Genomic DNA, 16,086 nt, shown 5'->3' with positions numbered 1-16,086 from the left:
CCCGTCATGGAGGCATGATGAGCATATATCTTCCCGACGATCTTCATCGCGCTCTGGAACGCTTCATCGATGAAAAATACCCCGGATTGAACCAGAGCGAAGCCATCCTTCTTCTTGTGCGCCATGCGCTGGTGCAGCAGGGCTATCTTGCAGCCGCCGCAGAACATGGTACACCGCCTGAAGACTTGAATGCGACAAACGATGATTGAACATGACCAAGACATCTCAAGAAGGTGATGGCGCCAGATATTCACTTGGCCGCCGCCTTTTGTTCCTGACGATACTGGCCGTTTTGCTGGCCTGCGCCTTGGTCACAATGAGCATTTATCTCTTCGATGCCGATGGCAGTCTGGATCTCGAAGATTTTGGGGTTTTTGTTTATAAAATCAATGCGATGGACACGACACTCCCGCGCATTCTCTAATGGCCGCAACATTTTCGTTACGGGCTGAAACATTCATTTTGATGCCTTTGGGCTCTTGAGGGCTTCCGTTTTCCGCCTTTTGCGTGATAGATGAAGGTTAACAATCATGTTGAACTTGTCTGGATCGGGCCGCACGGGCCTTGCTGGATCGAGAGGATCGTATGGCATTCGAGGAGATCAAGGCGGAAATCGGATTGCTGTTTGAGCAGATGGTGAACCAGCCGCAGGACATCCATGAAATCCGCGAAACGATTCGCGAAAAGCTCAATCTTCTCAAAGCCAGCGGCATGCCGCTGCCGCAGGATTTGGTCGAGCTTGAAAAGCGCATCGAAGAAGATTTTGAAAACAAATAGATAGAGCGGTTCCGACCATCTGTTTAAACGGGAAACGCTCCGAGATCGGGACTTTATGCTTTGACGTCTTTCGCCCCTGCTTCCCTTGCTAAAGGCCTTCTATTATTAGGCTGCGTGCTGGCGCTGAGCGCTTGCAACACCACCGGCGACAGCAATGGCATGAAAGCGGCATCGCTCACGCAAGCCGATAGCGCCCAGAACGCTGATACTGCCCGGAGCGCTGACGGGGCCGCGGAGACTTCGGAAGCGCAAGACATGGTCGCCCTCGCCAATCCGGTTCTGCCTTCCGTCGTTCCCATTCCGGGCATGCGTGGTGAGCCCGAGCCGATGCTCGCTTTTGCAGGCGCGCAGGCGGAAGCGTCTCCGGCTTCTCTTGCGGCCAATATTGCATTTGAAACACCTGACCATGCGCCCGATGGTCTTGATGATCTCATCAGCAAATATTCAGGCGCTTATGACGTGCCTGAAAGGCTGGTGCGCCGCGTGGTGCATCGCGAAAGCCGTTTCAATCCGGGGGCGCGCAACGGGCCTTACTGGGGCCTGATGCAGATCAGCCACCCTACGGCGCGCGGCATGGGTTATCAGGGAACGGCGCAGGGCCTGCTCGATGCGGAAACCAATCTGAAATATGCCGTCCGCTATCTCGCCGGTGCCTATAAGGTAGCGGAAGGCGATGAAAGCCAGGCCGTCCGCTTTTATGCGCGCGGTTATTATTATGATGCCAAGCGCAAGGGCATGCTACGCGAAACCGGGCTGGACGGCAGTTTCCGCAAGCAAGAAAACCCCGTCATCGATGCGCAGGCGGCATCTTTGCCCCAAGGTTCTGCGGTGCCGGTTCCCGCGACCGCTCCCACTACTCTCTCGCTGACATCCGATATGCAATAACCCATCCTTGAAAAGCAGTCATCTTAATGCTGCAAAGTGCTGGCAAGATCGCGTTATCTTCTGCGGAAGGCGGGTGCGATGGATGCTGGATTGCCATATAAGGTCAAATGGAAATATGACCGGGCGGAGCTTTGGGCCGATGGCATCGTCCATGTGCTGGGCGTGGCGCTGGCGGTGGCGGGCGCACTTGCCATGTTCATCTATTCGCTGCCGCATCTGCCCGCCGCAGCCTCCATTTCCGCAGCTGTCTATCTTGCAAGTCTTTTGACCGCGCTGGGGCTGTCCGCGCTCTATAATATCTGGCCGGTTTCGCCGATGAAATGGTTTCTGCGCCGCTTTGACCATTCGGCGATCTATCTGCTGATTGCCGGAACCTACACGCCTTTCGCCATTCATATGGGCGCGGCTGCCTGGCCCTTGCTGCTGTTTGTATGGAGTGTGGCCGGTATCGGCATCATGCTGAAGCTTTTTCTGCCCGGTCGCTTCGATCGGCTGTCGATCCTGCTTTATCTGGCACTCGGCTGGAGCGGCCTCATGGTCTATGACACGATGGTGCAATCGCTTCCGCCCACCGTGTTCTGGCTGATCGCCGCCGGTGGGGTGGTCTATTCGCTCGGCGTGATTTTCCATGTCTGGGAGCGACTGCGATTCCAGAACGCCATCTGGCATGGATTCGTGGTGGTCGGCGCAGCGCTGCATTATTGCGCGGTGCTCTCCTTGTAAGCGCCATCAAACGGCGAATGCGGCCAGAATATCGGTGCTGGCGGCCGCACTCATGCGTGTGCTGCTGATGTCCCTGCCGGAAGTCCGGGAAAATTACAAAATACAAATAAAATTCAGATTTCTTTAGTCCATGGCAATGATCTGCTTGGCAACTATTGGTAATTTTACAAATTTTATTTCCAATATAATAAAGTAATTGTTGAATATTTATAGGAAATTTAGCTGTGTCTAAAATAAATTATAATTTATATTCCAAGATAGCTGTTGCTGCAATATTAAGTAATATTTTTGTTAATCAAAGCCATGCCGGACCCGGTATATTTATAAATGACGGAACGGATCCGGGTTGTACCTGGATATACGATAAGACGGGCATGTCCGTCATAGGGAATTATGATAACAACTTGAACCCGGCGGAAAATAATACTGCGAAGAATATAGCCGGAGAAAACAAACTCCCTAATACGGCTGATCTGGGTGGTGCTGCAACAATCACATGTTCGAGTGCGCACAAGGAAATACAGAATAACCGGGCGCTTTTTTACAGTGAAGTTTACGGTAGCGGTTCGCGTTCCCTGACGCTTGGCGGCGAATTGTTCGTCACGAGCGGAAGGCTGGGTCTGGGAGAGGGATCTGACACGCAGGGAATACGTATCGGTTCGATTGCAACACTGGACGGCCAATCAGGCAAACGGGCGATAGCCATGGGCGCTGGCAAGAAAGCGGCCCTTGCCAGTGGGGATGACGCGATAGCCATGGGTAGCGGAGCAAAGGCTGCGGGCAGCAACGGGCTGGCGCTGGGTAAGGGCAGTGTGGCCTCAAACACCAACGATGTTGCATTGGGAGCAGATTCCCATACCGCGAAGATTGTCGCCACCTCCGGCGTGACGCTTCTTGGTCAGGATTACGCATTCGCCGGGAGCAAGCCGACAGGAACGGTTTCCGTGGGTGACAAGGGGGCGGAGCGCACGCTGACCAATGTCGCAGCCGGTCGCATCGATGCAACTTCGACGGACGCCGTCAATGGCTCGCAACTCCATGCCACCAATCAGGCGGTGGAGCATCTTGGTGGACGCGTCGATCATCTGGATGCATCGATCGATACGGCTTCGGCCAGTATCCGCAATCTTGAGCAAGGCGCTTTACAGTGGAACAAGGAAACCGGCGCCTATGATGCCAGCCGTGGAACCGGGTCCGCACAGAAGATCAGCCATGTGGCGCAGGGCGAGCTTTCCAGAAATTCGACCGATGCCGTGAATGGATCACAGCTTTACGCGACCAATCAGGAGATCGGTACTGTGAAAGACGGTATTGCCGAGATTGGCAGAAATACCATCAGATACGATCTCGATTCCGAAGGCATGAAGAGAAACAGCGTCACCCTTCAGGGCGGTGATCCCAACGCTCCGGTCGTATTGGCGAATGTGGCAAGCGGTGTCAGGACGAGCGACGCGGTCAATCTCGGACAGTTGCGCGAAAGCGTTGTCGCAGTGCAGCAATCTGCAAAGAACTATACGGATGAGCGGACTTCATACGCCATTACGAGCGCCAACAGCTATACGGATCGGCAGGTCCGGCAGGCGCGCGCCTATACCGATGAAAAATTCGGCTTGCTGAGCGGACATATTGGCGAGGCCCGCAGAGAAGCCCGTCAGGCGGCGGCTATCGGACTTGCCGCAGCGTCGCTGCGCTATGATGAGCGGCCCGGCAAGTTCAGCATGGCGATTGGTGGCGGTGTCTGGCGCAAAGAAGGCGCTTTTGCCGCGGGTCTTGGTTATACCAGCGAGGACTCCCGGTTTCGATCCAATGTCTCGCTCACCGCGGCAGGTCGAAGCGTCGGCGGCGGGTTCGGTTTAAGCTATACTTTCAACTGACCGGGCAATCGACATGATGGCACCATATCGAACCGGATGGGGACGTTCGGTCCTGTCCGGTCTGGTTCTGGTCTCTCTGTCCGGCGTTGTTTTCGCCGGACAGAAGGACAAGCAGGCCAGGCTGCGGCCTCCGTTCCCGGCTTTCACAATGACGCCGGGCTTTGCGATCAAGGCGGCAGATGTCACCGTTCCCGATGGCGTGCCGATGGGACAATATCGCCGCATTGTCCGGCCATTTCGGAACTGGACGCAAATCTGCGATGAAAATCTGCAAGAGAAGAAAAAGATTTGCAACATAACGCAGGCCATCCTTGGCGAGAGCGGGATGACGGTGCTGAGTTGGTCATTGGCGGCAACGGATACCGGCCAGCCCTTCATGATCATGCGCGTCCCGGCCTCTGTTGGAGCGGACAACCATATTCAGCTTGATTTTCGTGACGGCTCGGCGCCGATCAAAACGCGGATTGCAGCCTGTGATCGCAATGTCTGTATTTCCTACCTGCCGGTCGGCCCTCGCATGCGTGCTTATATCAAAAAAGCCGCAACGCCCGAGATTTCCTACTCGCTGCTCAAGGGGCAGGACGCTGAAAACATTGTCTTTCGTGCGCCACTTGACGGTCTTGCCGTCGCGCTGTCCGCCATTTGAGGCCCGGTGAGCCGACATTGCAAATAAAAAGGAACGGCCCCCGGTTGCGGGGGCCGTTTCTTGAAATGATTCTGGAGAGGCGGAAATTTATTTCCGGTTGCGCGCGGCCAGCGTGCGCAGGCGCAGCGCATTGAGCTTGATGAAGCCTGCCGCGTCCTTCTGGTCGTAAGCGCCCTGATCGTCCTCAAAGGTGACGAGCTTGTCGGAATAAAGCGACTTTTCCGATTCGCGACCGATCACCATCACATTGCCCTTATAGAGCTTGAGCGTGACTTCGCCCTCGACATGGCGCTGGCTGTGATCAATGGCGGCTTGCAGCATTTCGCGTTCCGGCGAGAACCAGAAGCCGTAATAGATCAGCTCCGCATAGCGCGGCATCAGCTCGTCTTTCAGGTGCGCTGCACCGCGATCGAGCGTGATCGATTCGATGGCGCGATGTGCGGCCAGCAGGATCGTGCCGCCCGGCGTCTCGTATACGCCGCGCGATTTCATGCCGACGAAGCGGTTTTCAACCAGATCGAGACGGCCAATGCCATTGTCGCGGCCATAGTCGTTGAGCTTGGCAAGCAGCGTCGCTGGCGAAAGGCGCTCGCCATTGATCGACACGGCGTCGCCCTTTTCAAAGCCGATCTTGATGATCGTGGCCTTGTCGGGGGCTGCTTCGGGCGAGATCGTGCGCATATGCACATATTCGGGCGCTTCGATTGCCGGATCTTCCAGAACCTTGCCCTCGGATGAGGAATGCAGCAGATTGGCGTCGACGGAGAAGGGGGCTTCGCCCTTCTTGTCCTTGGCGACGGGAATCTGGTGCTGTTCGGCAAATTCGAGCAGATGCGTACGGCTCTTGAACGACCAGTCGCGCCACGGCGCGATGATCTTGATGTCCGGGTTGAGCGCATAGGCGGAAAGCTCGAAGCGCACCTGATCGTTGCCCTTGCCGGTCGCGCCATGCGCGATGGCGTCTGCGCCGGTCTTTTCAGCGATTTCGATGAGATGCTTGGAGATCAGCGGACGGGCGATAGAAGTGCCGAGCAGATAGACGCCTTCATAGACGGCATTGGCGCGGAACATCGGGAAGACGAAATCGCGCACGAATTCCTCGCGCACGTCCTCGACGAAGATTTCCTTGATACCCAGCATTTCCGCCTTCTTGCGTGCCGGTTCAAGTTCCTCGCCCTGACCCAGATCGGCGGTGAAGGTTACGACTTCCGCGCCCAGTTCCGTCTGGAGCCATTTCAGGATAATCGAAGTATCGAGGCCGCCCGAATAGGCGAGCACGACTTTTTTGACGTCTTTCAGCTTGCTCATGATCATTTTCCGTCTGATGCGATAAAGCCCCGCCAAGGGGCCGAAGAACAGGATGCTGCCGTTCTTTTATCAGTTGGCGAGGATGGCGCAAGCCGCATGGTGCCGCCCTGCCATGCGAGCATGAACTTTGTCGATAAAAATTTGATGGTGTGCCTATGCAATTCGCGTTAGCTTGCCGCGAATTTCTGGAGTCTCTCAATGTCTTTTCTGGCAAACCTGACCTTCATCCCCGAATGGACGATTTTCGTCCAGTTCGTCATCGCCACCGCCATTCTCACCATCACGCCGGGACCGGACATGACTTTGTTCGTGGGCCGGGCACTTTCCGAAGGCAAGGCAGCAGGCTTTGCCTGCCTTGGCGGCGCGCTGACGGGCATCGTCATCCATACGAGCATGGTTGCTCTGGGGCTTTCCGCGCTGATTATTGCCTCTCCGGCCGCTTTCACTGTGCTCAAGACAGTTGGCGCGGTCTATCTCGTCTGGCTTGCCGTGCAGGCGATCCGCAAGGGATCGGCCTTCTCGCCGGAAAAGAATGGTGGCAAGAAGCACACATTGTTCCAGAACTGGCTGACGGGGCTCGGCATCAATCTGCTGAACCCGAAGATCATCCTGTTCAACATGACCTTCCTGCCGCAATTCGTCTCCGCCCATGATCCGCATGCGGTGGGAAAATTATTGTTCCTCGGCCTGTCCTTCATTCCGCTATCGCTGCCTTTCACCATTCCGATGATTCTGGCCGCTGACAGGTTTGCAGGACTGCTGAAGAAAAACCCGACCGTGACGCGGATCGTCGACTGGCTGTTTGCGGGGATTTTCTCGGCCTTCGCGCTGAAGATCATCACCGCGCAGGCGAAATGATTTTATTTCACCGGGCGCTCCAGAAATCGCCCGGCATTGCGTCCGGCAACGAGCCAGTAGACAAAGCCGCCAACAACTCCGGCACCCGCAAAAGCGCCGGTCATCAGCGCGGTTCCTCCGCTGAACGGCTGGCCGTTGACGACAAGGAACATGCCCGTTCCCAACGCCAGCAGGCCGATCACAAGTCCGCCGATGCAATAGGGCAATGACGAACGCCACCCCCTGATTTCGCCAAGCACGATCAGGACGAGGGCCGGAAAGAAGCTGTAGCTGCCCGCCATCACCGCGAGAACCGGTCCGCCGACGAGCACTGCGGCATAAAAGCCGCCCATCATCCAGGCATCGCCTATATTGACGAAAAAGCTCTCAAAGAACGGATCGGCCCCTATAGATTCGGATTGCGCATAGCCCATCATATCGATCTGGCTATAAAAAATAGCCGCCAGAAAAAATCCGGCGGCCAGCATGGCGCAGCAATAGCCCACGAGGATAGCGGCAAGGCGCATGATATAATCGAATGTGTCGGTCAAGCGCCCTCGCTTAGTCTTCCCCGTGACCTGCAATCATCATGGCTTCGAGCGCAAGACGTTCGCTCTTGCGCATCCGCTCCGATTCCGATTTCAACTGCCCGCAGGCGGCGAGAATATCGCGCCCGCGCGGCGTGCGGATCGGCGATGCATAGCCTGCCGCGTTCACATAATCGGCAAAACGCTCGATCTGCTCCCAGTCCGAACATTGATAATTGGTGCCGGGCCACGGATTGAAAGGTATGAGATTGATCTTGGCCGGAATGCCGCGCAGCAGTTTCACCAGCTGTTTGGCGTCTTCCATGCTGTCGTTGATGTCCTTGAGCATCACATATTCAAAGGTGATGCGCTTGGCGTTTGAGAGGCCCGGATATTCGCGGCATGCCTTGATGAGTTGTTCCAGCGGATATTTCTTGTTGATCGGCACGAGAAGATCACGCAGGTCGTCGCGCACCGCATGCAGCGAAATCGCCAGCATCACGCCGATTTCCTCGCCGGTGCGATAGATTTCCGGCACGACGCCCGATGTCGAGAGCGTGATGCGGCGCTTGGAGAGCGAAAGCCCGTCGCCATCGGAAGCGATCAGCAGCGCCTTTTTCACTTCCTCGAAATTATAGAGTGGCTCGCCCATGCCCATCATCACGATATTGGTGACCTTGCGGCCCTCCGCAGGCACGATCGCGCCATCGGGCGTGTTGGTATCGGGAAAATCACCGAGCCGGTCGCGTGCGGTCAGAAGCTGCGCCAGAATTTCTTCCGCCGTCAGATTGCGCACCAGCTTCTGCGTGCCGGTATGGCAGAAGGAGCAGGTGAGTGTGCAGCCGACCTGGGAGGAAATGCACAAGGTGCCGCGGCCTTCCTCGGGAATATAGACGCTTTCGATTTCGACCGGACGGCCCGCGCCGCGCGGCGGAAAGCGAAACAGCCATTTGCGGGTGCCATCCTGCGAAATCTGCTCTTCGACCACTTCAGGGCGCGCAATGGTAAAATGCTGCGCCAGAACATGGCGCAGATCCTTGGAAATATTGCGCATATCGGCGAAATCGGAAACGCCGCGCACATAAAGCCAGTGCCAGAGCTGGGCGACGCGCATCTTGACCTGCTTTTGCGTCACCCCGGCATCGATCAGCGCCTGCGCCATTTCCTCGCGCGACATGCCGATAAGCGACGGTTTTTGTTCCAGATTGGCGCGCACGTGGCGGGCAAGCTGGTTGCGTGTGTCATCGATGGTGAGGTCGAACGAAATGGACATAAAGTTTCAACTATCAACGGGGCGAGCGCAATCAGGCGCGCCGATTATCTTTACCGATTGCCGATTTTATCGATTGCATGGATATATAGGCTCGTTCATCTGAATAATAAGAGCCTTGTTGCGCGCGCTCATAGCATAGAATAGCGCGCTCGTCATCCCGCTGCGTAAAAGAGCCGTGCCGAAAAGCAAAAGCCGGGCTTGCGCCCGGCTCTGGAACCCTGCCACGGCGTGGTTCACATCAATTGCATTTCTGGATCGCGGCCAGCGCTGCCGAAATACCCTTGAGCGAATAGGTATAGTTGGTCTTGGTGCCGCGCTTGGATTGTGCCTGGACCTTCATGTCCGCTCCGCCCTTCATCGCGGCGACAAGCTGCGGCTCTTCCGCTGCATTTTCCATCCAGCCGGACTTGCCGTTCACGAACATGGTGAAGCTGCGATTGCCGACGGTGACGGTGACCTTGCTGCTCGTATTGAGATCGTAACCAGCCATGAATTGCGGCTCGAAGCTGATATTCTGGCCCGGCTTCTGGCTCACGAGAAAGAAATTATCGCCATGATCGACATTGGCGGGGCCTTTTTCTGTCGGAACGGAAAGCACGTAACAGACCTTGCCATTGCCCGACTGGTAGCTGTAGGCGCCCCATGCGTCGAACTGTTTTATCTGGGTCGGTGTCTGGGCGAGTGCCGAGCCCGCCATCGAAATAATGAACACCGAAGCCGCGACGATCGATTTTCCAAGCATTGTTTTTTACCGGTTCTCTTTCGTTTGCTTCAAACTTCACGCCATGGCTACCGGTCCTGCCGGCATGCCCTGCGCCCTGCTTTCTATCCTATGCATTCCCGGATGCAAAACCGGTTTCCACTTTTGCTGGAAATGCGTTCATCGGGATGATCGCCGTTCACACGCCGTCCCGTTCAGTCGCCGATTAAAATGCCTTAATCTGGGTTACCAAACGGTGAAGTTTTGGAAGAAACTTGAATTTGCAAGGCGTGCTCCCGCAATCCTGTGACCAAGTTGAATGAAAAGAAAGCGGCGAGAGTTTGTCTTTATCCGGCAAGGCAATGAAATCTTTGGGAAACATTTGGGAAATCCACCGCCGGATGAATTATCCCTCCGTCATATCCTTGAGCGCCTGTTGCGCTGCAACGCGATGAGCAGGCGTGATATGCGTGCGCAATGCCGTCATCGCCGCCATCAGAACGGCAATATCGTCGGTAAAGCCGATGCCCGCCAGCAGATCGGGAACGACATCGAAAGGCATCACGAAATAGGCAAGCGCCGCCATCAGGGTCATGCGCACCCGTGTCGGCGTGTGCTGGTCCAGCGCGCAAAAATATGCGGCGACGATTTCGTCCATGAAGGGGACGCTGCGTCCGGCGCGCCCCACCGCTTTCCAGAATCCATGCTTCACCCGTTCGCGGCGCTTGCGAAACTCGCTTTCAGTGCCGGGTTCGAGGATTTCATCGATCTTGACGCTATCCATATTGGCTCAAACTCCTGTCGCGGTCCTGACCGCTTGCCCGACAAAAATGGGGATGATTGCGCTCTTTCGCAAGGTTTCCCCTCAGGAAGCGAGGTGATCCATCTTGCGCGCGAGCTTGATGTCAAGCTCGGTGATCCCGTTTTCGCTGTGGGTCGCAAGCGTCACATCCACGCGATTATAGACATTGAACCATTCAGGATGATGATCGAGTTTTTCCGCATAAAGCGCTGCGCGCGTCATGAAGCCGAAAGCGGCGTTGAAATCCTTGAAAGTGAAACTCTTGCTGATGGCTTCGCGCCCGTCTGTTTTGGCCCATCCTCCCAGTGAGGCGAGGGCTTCCTTCAACTCTTCCTGCGTCAGACGATTGCGTGCCATGGTCTTTTGCCTATGTTGCAATTTCAAACCGCAGCCTATCACAGATGGGAGAAATCCGTGACCCTATCCGCCCCGACCAGCATTCTTTTCGTCTGTGCAGGCAATATCTGCCGTTCGCCGCTCGCAGAAGGCGTGATGGATCATGTGCTCAAACAGCGCAAGATCGGGCATGTGCTGATCGATTCGGCAGGCACCAACGGCTATCATACCGGCGAGACGCCGGACGCGCGTTCCATCCGTGTGGCCTCACATCACGGCCTCGATATTTCCCGGCAGCGCTGTCGTCAGCTGACGGCACAAGACTTCACCCGCTTCGATCTCATTTTGGGCATGGATCGCTATAATATGCGCATGATCGGCCAGCGCAGGCCGGAGGGCTTCACCAGCGGCATCGGATTATTTACCGAAATCGCCACAGGCGAGCCGGTTGAAATCCCCGATCCTTACTATGGAGAGATCGGGGATTTTGAAGAGGTCTACCGGATGATTCTGGCTTCTTCAAAAGCGCTTGCCGACCGGTTCTGGCGTGTCGATGAAACGAGCGGCCACGCTTCCTCGACGATATAGGGGCCGCCGCCCACCGAATCGCGCGACGACATCAGCACGAAGCGCCCCACCTTGAAGGGAAGCGTCGCAAAATTGCCGCGCGATGAGAGATAGCGCGCGACATCTTCGATGCGCACATTGCTTTTGAGCCGGGCCAAAGTCACATGAGGCGTGAATTTGCGCGGATCGGCAGGAAGGCTGAGACGCTGGCAGATGCGCTCGATTTCCGCCTGCAATGCGTTGAGATCGGGCGAAGGCGAGACGCCTGCATAAATGCTATGCGGCTTTTTAGAGCCGAAAGCGTCGACGCCTGACAGGTTGAGCATGAATTCGGGCCGCCTTATGCGATCAAGCGCATGGGCGATCTCGTCGGCGATATGGCCTTCCACATCTCCTATAAAACGCAGGGTTAAATGATAGTTTTCAACATCAATCCAGCGTGCGCCGGGAAGGCCGCCTCGTAACAGCGAGAGCGAAAGCGCGGCGTCACGCGGGATTTCGAGGGCAGTGAAAAGACGCGGCATGAGCATCCTCCTCGAATCGTTTAACGCTTCCTAGCGAATCACCGATTGGTGCCGGGGGCAAGCCGATAATGTCGCCAGCCGGTTTCAGCCTCCCGATGTCCCCGCCTTTTCCATGCTTTTGAGCGTTTCCTCGATCATGGGCATGAAATTCGTCACCATGATTTCGACCCCGTTTTCGTTGGGATGCATCCCGTCCTCCAGCAAAAGCTCCTTATGCGTGGCGACGCCTTCAAGGAAAAACGGATAGAGCGGCACATCATATTTCTGCGCAAGCCGGGGATAGATCGGATTGAACCTGTCGGCATAGTCCTGCCCCATATTGGGCGGAGCCAGCATTCCGGCAAGAATGACTGAAATGCCGCGTTCTTTCAGGCGCGCCAGCATGGCGTCGAGGTTCTTTTCGGTGATGTCGGGCGAAATGCCGCGCAGCGCGTCATTGGCACCCAGTTCCAAAATCACCAGATCGGTGCCGTCGGGGATCGACCAGTCGATGCGCGAAAGCCCGCCCGTGGTGGTGTCGCCGGACACGCCCGCATTCTCGATCATGACCTCATGGCCCTTGTCGTTCAGGCGCTGTTCAAGCTGTTGCGGAAAGGCCGCATTGGCAGGCAGAAGATAGCCCGCCATGAGGCTGTCTCCAAAGCCGACGATCTTTACCTGCGAAAGCTGTTCGGTGGGCAGCGCGTCTTCAAGCCCCGTCGGATCTTCCGCCCGCGCACCCATGGCCGCAACAAAAAACGCACATAAGCACATGATAAACAGGCGCAGGCAGGTCGGTTTGGGAATTGAGAGTTTGAAACGCATCTTCGATAACCCATATTTGAGAAATTGCGGGCAAACCGCTCAATGGACTTCTCTGCAATAATCGGCGCAAAACAAGTCCAAATTTGTGGCGTGCTTCGGCTCTAAATATTCATATAGGAAGAAAAACGCGTGACGGAACAGGTGGACGCCCCGATTATAGCTCTTGAAAATGTCGATCTGACGCTGGGGCACGCAGCCTCTTCGGTGCATGTTCTCAAGCAGGTTTCGCTCCATATCGCGCAGGGCCAGTCGGTCGGTATCGTCGGCCCGTCCGGTTCGGGCAAGTCCACGCTGCTGATGGTTCTGGCCGGTCTTGAACATGTCGATAACGGCATTGTGAAGATCGCGGGCGAGACGATCAGCGCGATGAGCGAGGATCAGGCCGCAGCCTTTCGCGGCGCCAATATCGGCATCGTGTTCCAGTCCTTCCACCTCATTCCCAATATGACGGCACTTGAAAATGTTGCCGTGCCGCTGGAACTGGCCGGGCGCAAAGATGCATTCGATGTGGCGGAACGCGAATTGCGCGCGGTCGGCCTTGGCGAACGCCTGACCCATTATCCGTCCGAGCTTTCTGGCGGCGAACAGCAGCGCGTGGCGATTGCGCGCGCGCTGGCCCCTTCGCCCAAAATCCTGATCGCCGATGAGCCGACCGGCAATCTCGACACCGTAACGGGCCGTCAGATTGCTGATCTTCTCTTTGCCAAGCAGCGCGAAAACGGCCTGACCATGGTGCTCGTCACCCATGATCCATCGCTTGCGGCGCGCTGCGACCGCGAAATTCCGGTGCGTTCGGGCCGTATCGAAGAACCCGCTCAAACAGGCGCCGCACTTCGAACATTGGCGGCAGGCGCATGAATCCTGTGCGTTCCTTCCTGCTCGCTCTTCGCTTTGCGCTGCGTGAAATGCGCGGCGGGCTTTCGGGCTTCTATATTTTCCTTGCCTGTATCGCGCTTGGCGTGGCCGCTATCGGCGGCGTCAATTCGGTTGCAAACTCGGTCAGCACCGGTATCACCTCGCAAGGCCAGAGCATTCTGGGCGGCGATGTCAGTTTCGCACTCAACCAGCGTGAAGCGTCCGGCGACGAGCGCACCTTCATCGAAGGTCTTGGTCGCATGGCGCAAAGCGCCACCATGCGCTCCATGGCGCGCCTGCCGGATGGCTCCGATCAGTCGCTGGTCGAGGTGAAGGCGGTCGATGCGGCCTATCCGCTCTATGGCGAATTGAAGGTCGAGCCGCAGCAGACGCTTGGCGATATGACCGGCGAAAAGGACGGCATCTATGGTGCCGCCGTGTCGCAGGATTTTCTTAATCGCATGGGGCTTTCGCTCGGCGCGAAAATATTGCTCGGTTCCGGCACATTCGAGTTGCGCGCATTGATCCGGAGCGAGCCGGACCTGCTGTCGTCGGGATTCAATTTCGCGCCGCGTTTTCTGGTTTCGCTTGACGGCTTGCGCGCCTCGGGGCTGATCCAGCCGGGAAGCCTTGTCGATCATATCTATAAGGTCGCGCTGCCTGATGGCTCATCGGATTCAGCCATTGCGTCGGTGCGGCGGCAGGCGACAGAAGAGTTCCCCGATGCGGGATGGAATATCCGCACGCGCGCCAATGCCGCACCGGCTTTGAGCGCCAATATCGAGCGCTTTTCGCAGTTTTTGACATTGGTGGGATTGACGGCATTGATCGTCGGCGGCGTCGGCGTTGCCAATGCGGTGCGCGCCTATCTCGACGGCAAGCGTGGCGTGATCGCGACGTTCAAGTCGCTTGGTGCACCGGCGCGCTTTGCGGTGCTGGTGTATCTCACGCAGATCATGGTGATCGGCACCATCGGCATCGCCATCGGCCTCGTTCTGGCAGCAGCCATGCCCTATGCCGCCGCAGCCGCACTCGCCGATTATCTGCCGGTGGCCGATGGCGGCGGCTTCTTCCCTGATGCGCTGGCGCTGGCGGCGGTTTTTGGCCTCATCACGACGCTTGCATTTGCGATTATCCCGCTTGGCCGCGCACGCAATATCCCGGCAACCGCCCTTTTCCGGGAACAGGGTTTTGAGCAGCGCGGCCTGCCGCCGCTTCTCTATCTCGCCCTTGCCATTCTGCTGATTGCAGCACTTGCGGGGCTGGCGCTCTATGTCGCCTATGACCGACGTATCGCCGCGATCTTCATCGTCTCGGCCATTGCCGCTTTCGGCGTGTTGCGCTTGGTTGCCGATGGCATAGGCTGGCTTGCCCGCCGTGCGCCGCGCGTGCGCTCGACGGCATTAAGGCTTGCCATCGGCAATATATATCGTCCCGGCGCATTGACGCCTTCGGTGGTGCTTTCGCTCGGGCTTGGCCTGACGCTGATGGTGGCGATTGCGCTCATCGACGGCAATCTGCGCCGTCAGGTGACGCAGAATATCCCCGCACAGGCACCGGATTTCTTCTTCGTCGATATTCAGAACGGGGATATTGCTGATTTCACTCAATTGGTGAGCGGCATCGTGCCGGATGGCAAGCTCACTTCCGGCCCCATGCTGCGCGGACGGATCGTGGCCTTTAATGACCAGAATGTGCGCGAAATGACCATTCCGCCGGAAGCGGCATGGGTGCTGCGTGGCGATCGCGGCATCACCTATGCGCAGGATGTGCCGGAAAATTCGACCTTGAGCGAAGGCCAATGGTGGCCCGCCGATTATGACGGCGAACCGCTGGTTTCCTTTTCCGAGCGTGAGGGTAAGGAACTGGGGTTGAAACTTGGCGATCTGGTCACGGTAAACGTGCTTGGACGCAACATTACCGCCAGGATTGCGAGCTTCCGGCAAGTGCAATGGGAAACGCTGGCGATGAATTTCGTCATGGTCTTTTCGCCCAACACCTTTGCCGGGGCGCCCGCCACATGGCTTGCGACGCTGACCATTCCCGACGATGAAAAGAACCTCGCGCCCGATGTGTTGCGGCAGGTCACGAAAACATGGCCCGCCGTCACCACGGTCAGCGTGACCGATGCACTCGATGTCGCAAATGACCTTATCGGCCAGCTCGCCACCGCCATTCGTGCGGCGGCGGCGATTGCGCTTGCCGCTTCCGTTCTGGTGCTTGGCGGCGCGCTGGCTGCGGGCAACCGGGCTCGCGTTCATGATGCGGTGGTGCTCAAGACGCTTGGCGCGACGCGCCGCACGCTGATCGCCGCCTATGTGGCCGAATATATGCTGCTGGGCCTTGCCACGGCAGTCTTCGCATTGGTCGCCGGTGGTGTCGCGGGCTGGTATGTCGTGGTGGAAATCATGAAGCTCAAGGCGCAGTTCCTGCCCGATGTGGCGCTGATGACGGTCGCGGTCGCGCTGGTGCTCACCGTCGGTTTCGGTCTGGCCGGGACGTGGCGTATCCTAGGGCAAAAACCCGCTGCCGTGCTGCGCACTGTATGAAACATTTGTAATGATGAAGAAGCAAAAGGCTTAACCCTTTGGTTAGCATTGGGAAAATCTTTGCATATTCGCTCCGTTTGATCACGATTTTTTACAGGT

At 57.0% G+C, this 16,086-nt stretch carries 19 protein-coding genes and 1 pseudogene; 12 read left to right on the top strand and 8 right to left on the bottom strand.

Annotated features, from left to right (window positions below):
• Positions 1-17 precede the first annotated feature (17 nt).
• The 8 genes and pseudogenes from DKP76_RS02245 to DKP76_RS02215 all read left to right on the top strand — a co-directional run bounded on the left by DKP76_RS02245 (position 18) and on the right by DKP76_RS02215 (position 4,905).
• The gene (locus tag DKP76_RS02245) at positions 18-209 is read left to right on the top strand and encodes a ribbon-helix-helix domain-containing protein (RefSeq protein WP_109704781.1); all 192 of its coding nucleotides are present in this window, start codon (positions 18-20) and stop codon (positions 207-209) included.
• 2 nt (positions 210-211) lie between these two features.
• Entirely contained in the window at positions 212-424 is a 213-nt protein-coding gene (locus tag DKP76_RS02240; protein WP_109704780.1) for a hypothetical protein, read from the top strand.
• Positions 425-585: 161 nt separating this feature from the next.
• The gene (locus DKP76_RS02235; protein WP_109704779.1) at positions 586-777 is read left to right on the top strand and encodes a hypothetical protein; all 192 of its coding nucleotides are present in this window, start codon (positions 586-588) and stop codon (positions 775-777) included.
• A 159-nt stretch (positions 778-936) separates the two neighbouring features.
• Positions 937-1,662, top strand: coding sequence for a lytic transglycosylase domain-containing protein (locus tag DKP76_RS02230; RefSeq protein WP_245410116.1), 726 nt, complete (start codon positions 937-939; stop codon positions 1,660-1,662).
• 78 nt (positions 1,663-1,740) lie between these two features.
• Positions 1,741-2,385 (top strand): PAQR family membrane homeostasis protein TrhA, encoded by a 645-nt coding sequence (trhA, locus tag DKP76_RS02225; RefSeq protein ID WP_109705141.1) that lies wholly within the window; start codon positions 1,741-1,743, stop codon positions 2,383-2,385.
• A gap of 374 nt (positions 2,386-2,759) precedes the next feature.
• Positions 2,760-3,476 (top strand): annotated as a pseudogene (locus DKP76_RS19800) (hypothetical protein); the annotation flags it as partial.
• 123 nt (positions 3,477-3,599) lie between these two features.
• Entirely contained in the window at positions 3,600-4,259 is a 660-nt protein-coding gene (locus tag DKP76_RS19795; RefSeq protein ID WP_425349360.1) for a YadA-like family protein, read from the top strand.
• 13 nt (positions 4,260-4,272) lie between these two features.
• On the top strand, positions 4,273-4,905 hold the full coding sequence (locus tag DKP76_RS02215) for an invasion associated locus B family protein (protein ID WP_109704777.1): 633 nt from the start codon (positions 4,273-4,275) through the stop codon (positions 4,903-4,905).
• A gap of 87 nt (positions 4,906-4,992) precedes the next feature.
• Here the strand turns inward: DKP76_RS02215 and DKP76_RS02210 are convergent, their stop codons facing one another.
• Entirely contained in the window at positions 4,993-6,213 is a 1,221-nt protein-coding gene (locus DKP76_RS02210) for an argininosuccinate synthase (RefSeq protein ID WP_109704776.1), read from the bottom strand.
• A 198-nt stretch (positions 6,214-6,411) separates the two neighbouring features.
• On the opposite strand from DKP76_RS02210, the gene DKP76_RS02205 reads away from it, so the two are divergent.
• A complete protein-coding gene (locus DKP76_RS02205; protein ID WP_109704775.1) occupies positions 6,412-7,071 on the top strand; it encodes a LysE family translocator in 660 nt (219 codons plus the stop codon).
• Positions 7,072-7,073: 2 nt separating this feature from the next.
• On the opposite strand, the gene DKP76_RS02200 is transcribed toward DKP76_RS02205, so the two are convergent.
• The 5 genes from DKP76_RS02200 to DKP76_RS02180 form a co-directional block, all read right to left on the bottom strand.
• The gene (locus tag DKP76_RS02200) at positions 7,074-7,601 is read right to left on the bottom strand and encodes a hypothetical protein (RefSeq protein WP_109704774.1); all 528 of its coding nucleotides are present in this window, start codon (positions 7,599-7,601) and stop codon (positions 7,074-7,076) included.
• A gap of 10 nt (positions 7,602-7,611) precedes the next feature.
• On the bottom strand, positions 7,612-8,850 hold the full coding sequence (gene rlmN / locus DKP76_RS02195; RefSeq protein ID WP_109704773.1) for a dual-specificity RNA methyltransferase RlmN: 1,239 nt from the start codon (positions 8,848-8,850) through the stop codon (positions 7,612-7,614).
• Between the two features lie 238 nt (positions 8,851-9,088).
• A complete protein-coding gene (locus tag DKP76_RS02190) occupies positions 9,089-9,592 on the bottom strand; it encodes an invasion associated locus B family protein (protein ID WP_109704772.1) in 504 nt (167 codons plus the stop codon).
• Positions 9,593-9,956: 364 nt separating this feature from the next.
• A complete protein-coding gene (locus tag DKP76_RS02185) occupies positions 9,957-10,334 on the bottom strand; it encodes a YkvA family protein (RefSeq protein WP_109704771.1) in 378 nt (125 codons plus the stop codon).
• An 81-nt stretch (positions 10,335-10,415) separates the two neighbouring features.
• Positions 10,416-10,709, bottom strand: coding sequence for a 4a-hydroxytetrahydrobiopterin dehydratase (locus DKP76_RS02180; protein WP_109704770.1), 294 nt, complete (start codon positions 10,707-10,709; stop codon positions 10,416-10,418).
• A 12-nt stretch (positions 10,710-10,721) separates the two neighbouring features.
• On the opposite strand from DKP76_RS02180, the gene DKP76_RS02175 reads away from it, so the two are divergent.
• Positions 10,722-11,276: a low molecular weight protein-tyrosine-phosphatase gene (locus DKP76_RS02175; RefSeq protein WP_109704769.1), complete on the top strand. Its 555-nt coding sequence runs from the start codon at positions 10,722-10,724 to the stop codon at positions 11,274-11,276.
• On the opposite strand, the gene thpR is transcribed toward DKP76_RS02175, so the two are convergent.
• Entirely contained in the window at positions 11,186-11,779 is a 594-nt protein-coding gene (gene thpR, locus DKP76_RS02170) for an RNA 2',3'-cyclic phosphodiesterase (protein ID WP_109705139.1), read from the bottom strand. The two genes, DKP76_RS02175 and thpR, sit on opposite strands and share 91 nt — an antisense overlap.
• A gap of 84 nt (positions 11,780-11,863) precedes the next feature.
• Positions 11,864-12,583: an arylesterase gene (locus DKP76_RS02165; protein ID WP_109704768.1), complete on the bottom strand. Its 720-nt coding sequence runs from the start codon at positions 12,581-12,583 to the stop codon at positions 11,864-11,866.
• 129 nt (positions 12,584-12,712) lie between these two features.
• On the opposite strand from DKP76_RS02165, the gene DKP76_RS02160 reads away from it, so the two are divergent.
• Positions 12,713-13,441 (top strand): ABC transporter ATP-binding protein, encoded by a 729-nt coding sequence (locus tag DKP76_RS02160; RefSeq protein ID WP_199224728.1) that lies wholly within the window; start codon positions 12,713-12,715, stop codon positions 13,439-13,441.
• Positions 13,438-15,987, top strand: a complete 2,550-nt coding sequence (locus tag DKP76_RS02155) for an ABC transporter permease (RefSeq protein ID WP_109704767.1) — start codon at positions 13,438-13,440, stop codon at positions 15,985-15,987. The genes DKP76_RS02160 and DKP76_RS02155 overlap by 4 nt, the downstream gene beginning before the upstream one ends.
• Positions 15,988-16,086 lie beyond the last annotated feature (99 nt).

Source organism: Falsochrobactrum shanghaiense (assembly GCF_003149535.1).
GTDB classification, from domain to species: domain Bacteria; phylum Pseudomonadota; class Alphaproteobacteria; order Rhizobiales; family Rhizobiaceae; genus Brucella; species Brucella shanghaiense.
This window is presented reverse-complemented; position numbering and strand designations above follow the sequence as displayed.

Excerpts from the sequence above, each read along its gene's own strand:
- DKP76_RS02245 (WP_109704781.1), top strand. The coding sequence starts at position 18 with ATGAGCATATATCTTCCCGACGATCTTCATCGCGCTCTGGAACGCTTC.
- DKP76_RS02240 (WP_109704780.1), top strand. The coding sequence starts at position 212 with ATGACCAAGACATCTCAAGAAGGTGATGGCGCCAGATATTCACTTGGC.
- DKP76_RS02235 (WP_109704779.1), top strand. The coding sequence starts at position 586 with ATGGCATTCGAGGAGATCAAGGCGGAAATCGGATTGCTGTTTGAGCAG.
- DKP76_RS02230 (WP_245410116.1), top strand. The coding sequence starts at position 937 with ATGAAAGCGGCATCGCTCACGCAAGCCGATAGCGCCCAGAACGCTGAT.
- trhA (WP_109705141.1), top strand. The coding sequence starts at position 1,741 with ATGGATGCTGGATTGCCATATAAGGTCAAATGGAAATATGACCGGGCG.
- DKP76_RS02215 (WP_109704777.1), top strand. The coding sequence starts at position 4,273 with ATGATGGCACCATATCGAACCGGATGGGGACGTTCGGTCCTGTCCGGT.
- DKP76_RS02210 (WP_109704776.1), bottom strand. The coding sequence starts at position 6,213 with ATGAGCAAGCTGAAAGACGTCAAAAAAGTCGTGCTCGCCTATTCGGGC.
- DKP76_RS02205 (WP_109704775.1), top strand. The coding sequence starts at position 6,412 with ATGTCTTTTCTGGCAAACCTGACCTTCATCCCCGAATGGACGATTTTC.
- rlmN (WP_109704773.1), bottom strand. The coding sequence starts at position 8,850 with ATGTCCATTTCGTTCGACCTCACCATCGATGACACACGCAACCAGCTT.
- DKP76_RS02190 (WP_109704772.1), bottom strand. The coding sequence starts at position 9,592 with ATGCTTGGAAAATCGATCGTCGCGGCTTCGGTGTTCATTATTTCGATG.
- DKP76_RS02185 (WP_109704771.1), bottom strand. The coding sequence starts at position 10,334 with ATGGATAGCGTCAAGATCGATGAAATCCTCGAACCCGGCACTGAAAGC.
- DKP76_RS02180 (WP_109704770.1), bottom strand. The coding sequence starts at position 10,709 with ATGGCACGCAATCGTCTGACGCAGGAAGAGTTGAAGGAAGCCCTCGCC.
- DKP76_RS02175 (WP_109704769.1), top strand. The coding sequence starts at position 10,722 with ATGTTGCAATTTCAAACCGCAGCCTATCACAGATGGGAGAAATCCGTG.
- thpR (WP_109705139.1), bottom strand. The coding sequence starts at position 11,779 with ATGCCGCGTCTTTTCACTGCCCTCGAAATCCCGCGTGACGCCGCGCTT.
- DKP76_RS02165 (WP_109704768.1), bottom strand. The coding sequence starts at position 12,583 with ATGCGTTTCAAACTCTCAATTCCCAAACCGACCTGCCTGCGCCTGTTT.
- DKP76_RS02155 (WP_109704767.1), top strand. The coding sequence starts at position 13,438 with ATGAATCCTGTGCGTTCCTTCCTGCTCGCTCTTCGCTTTGCGCTGCGT.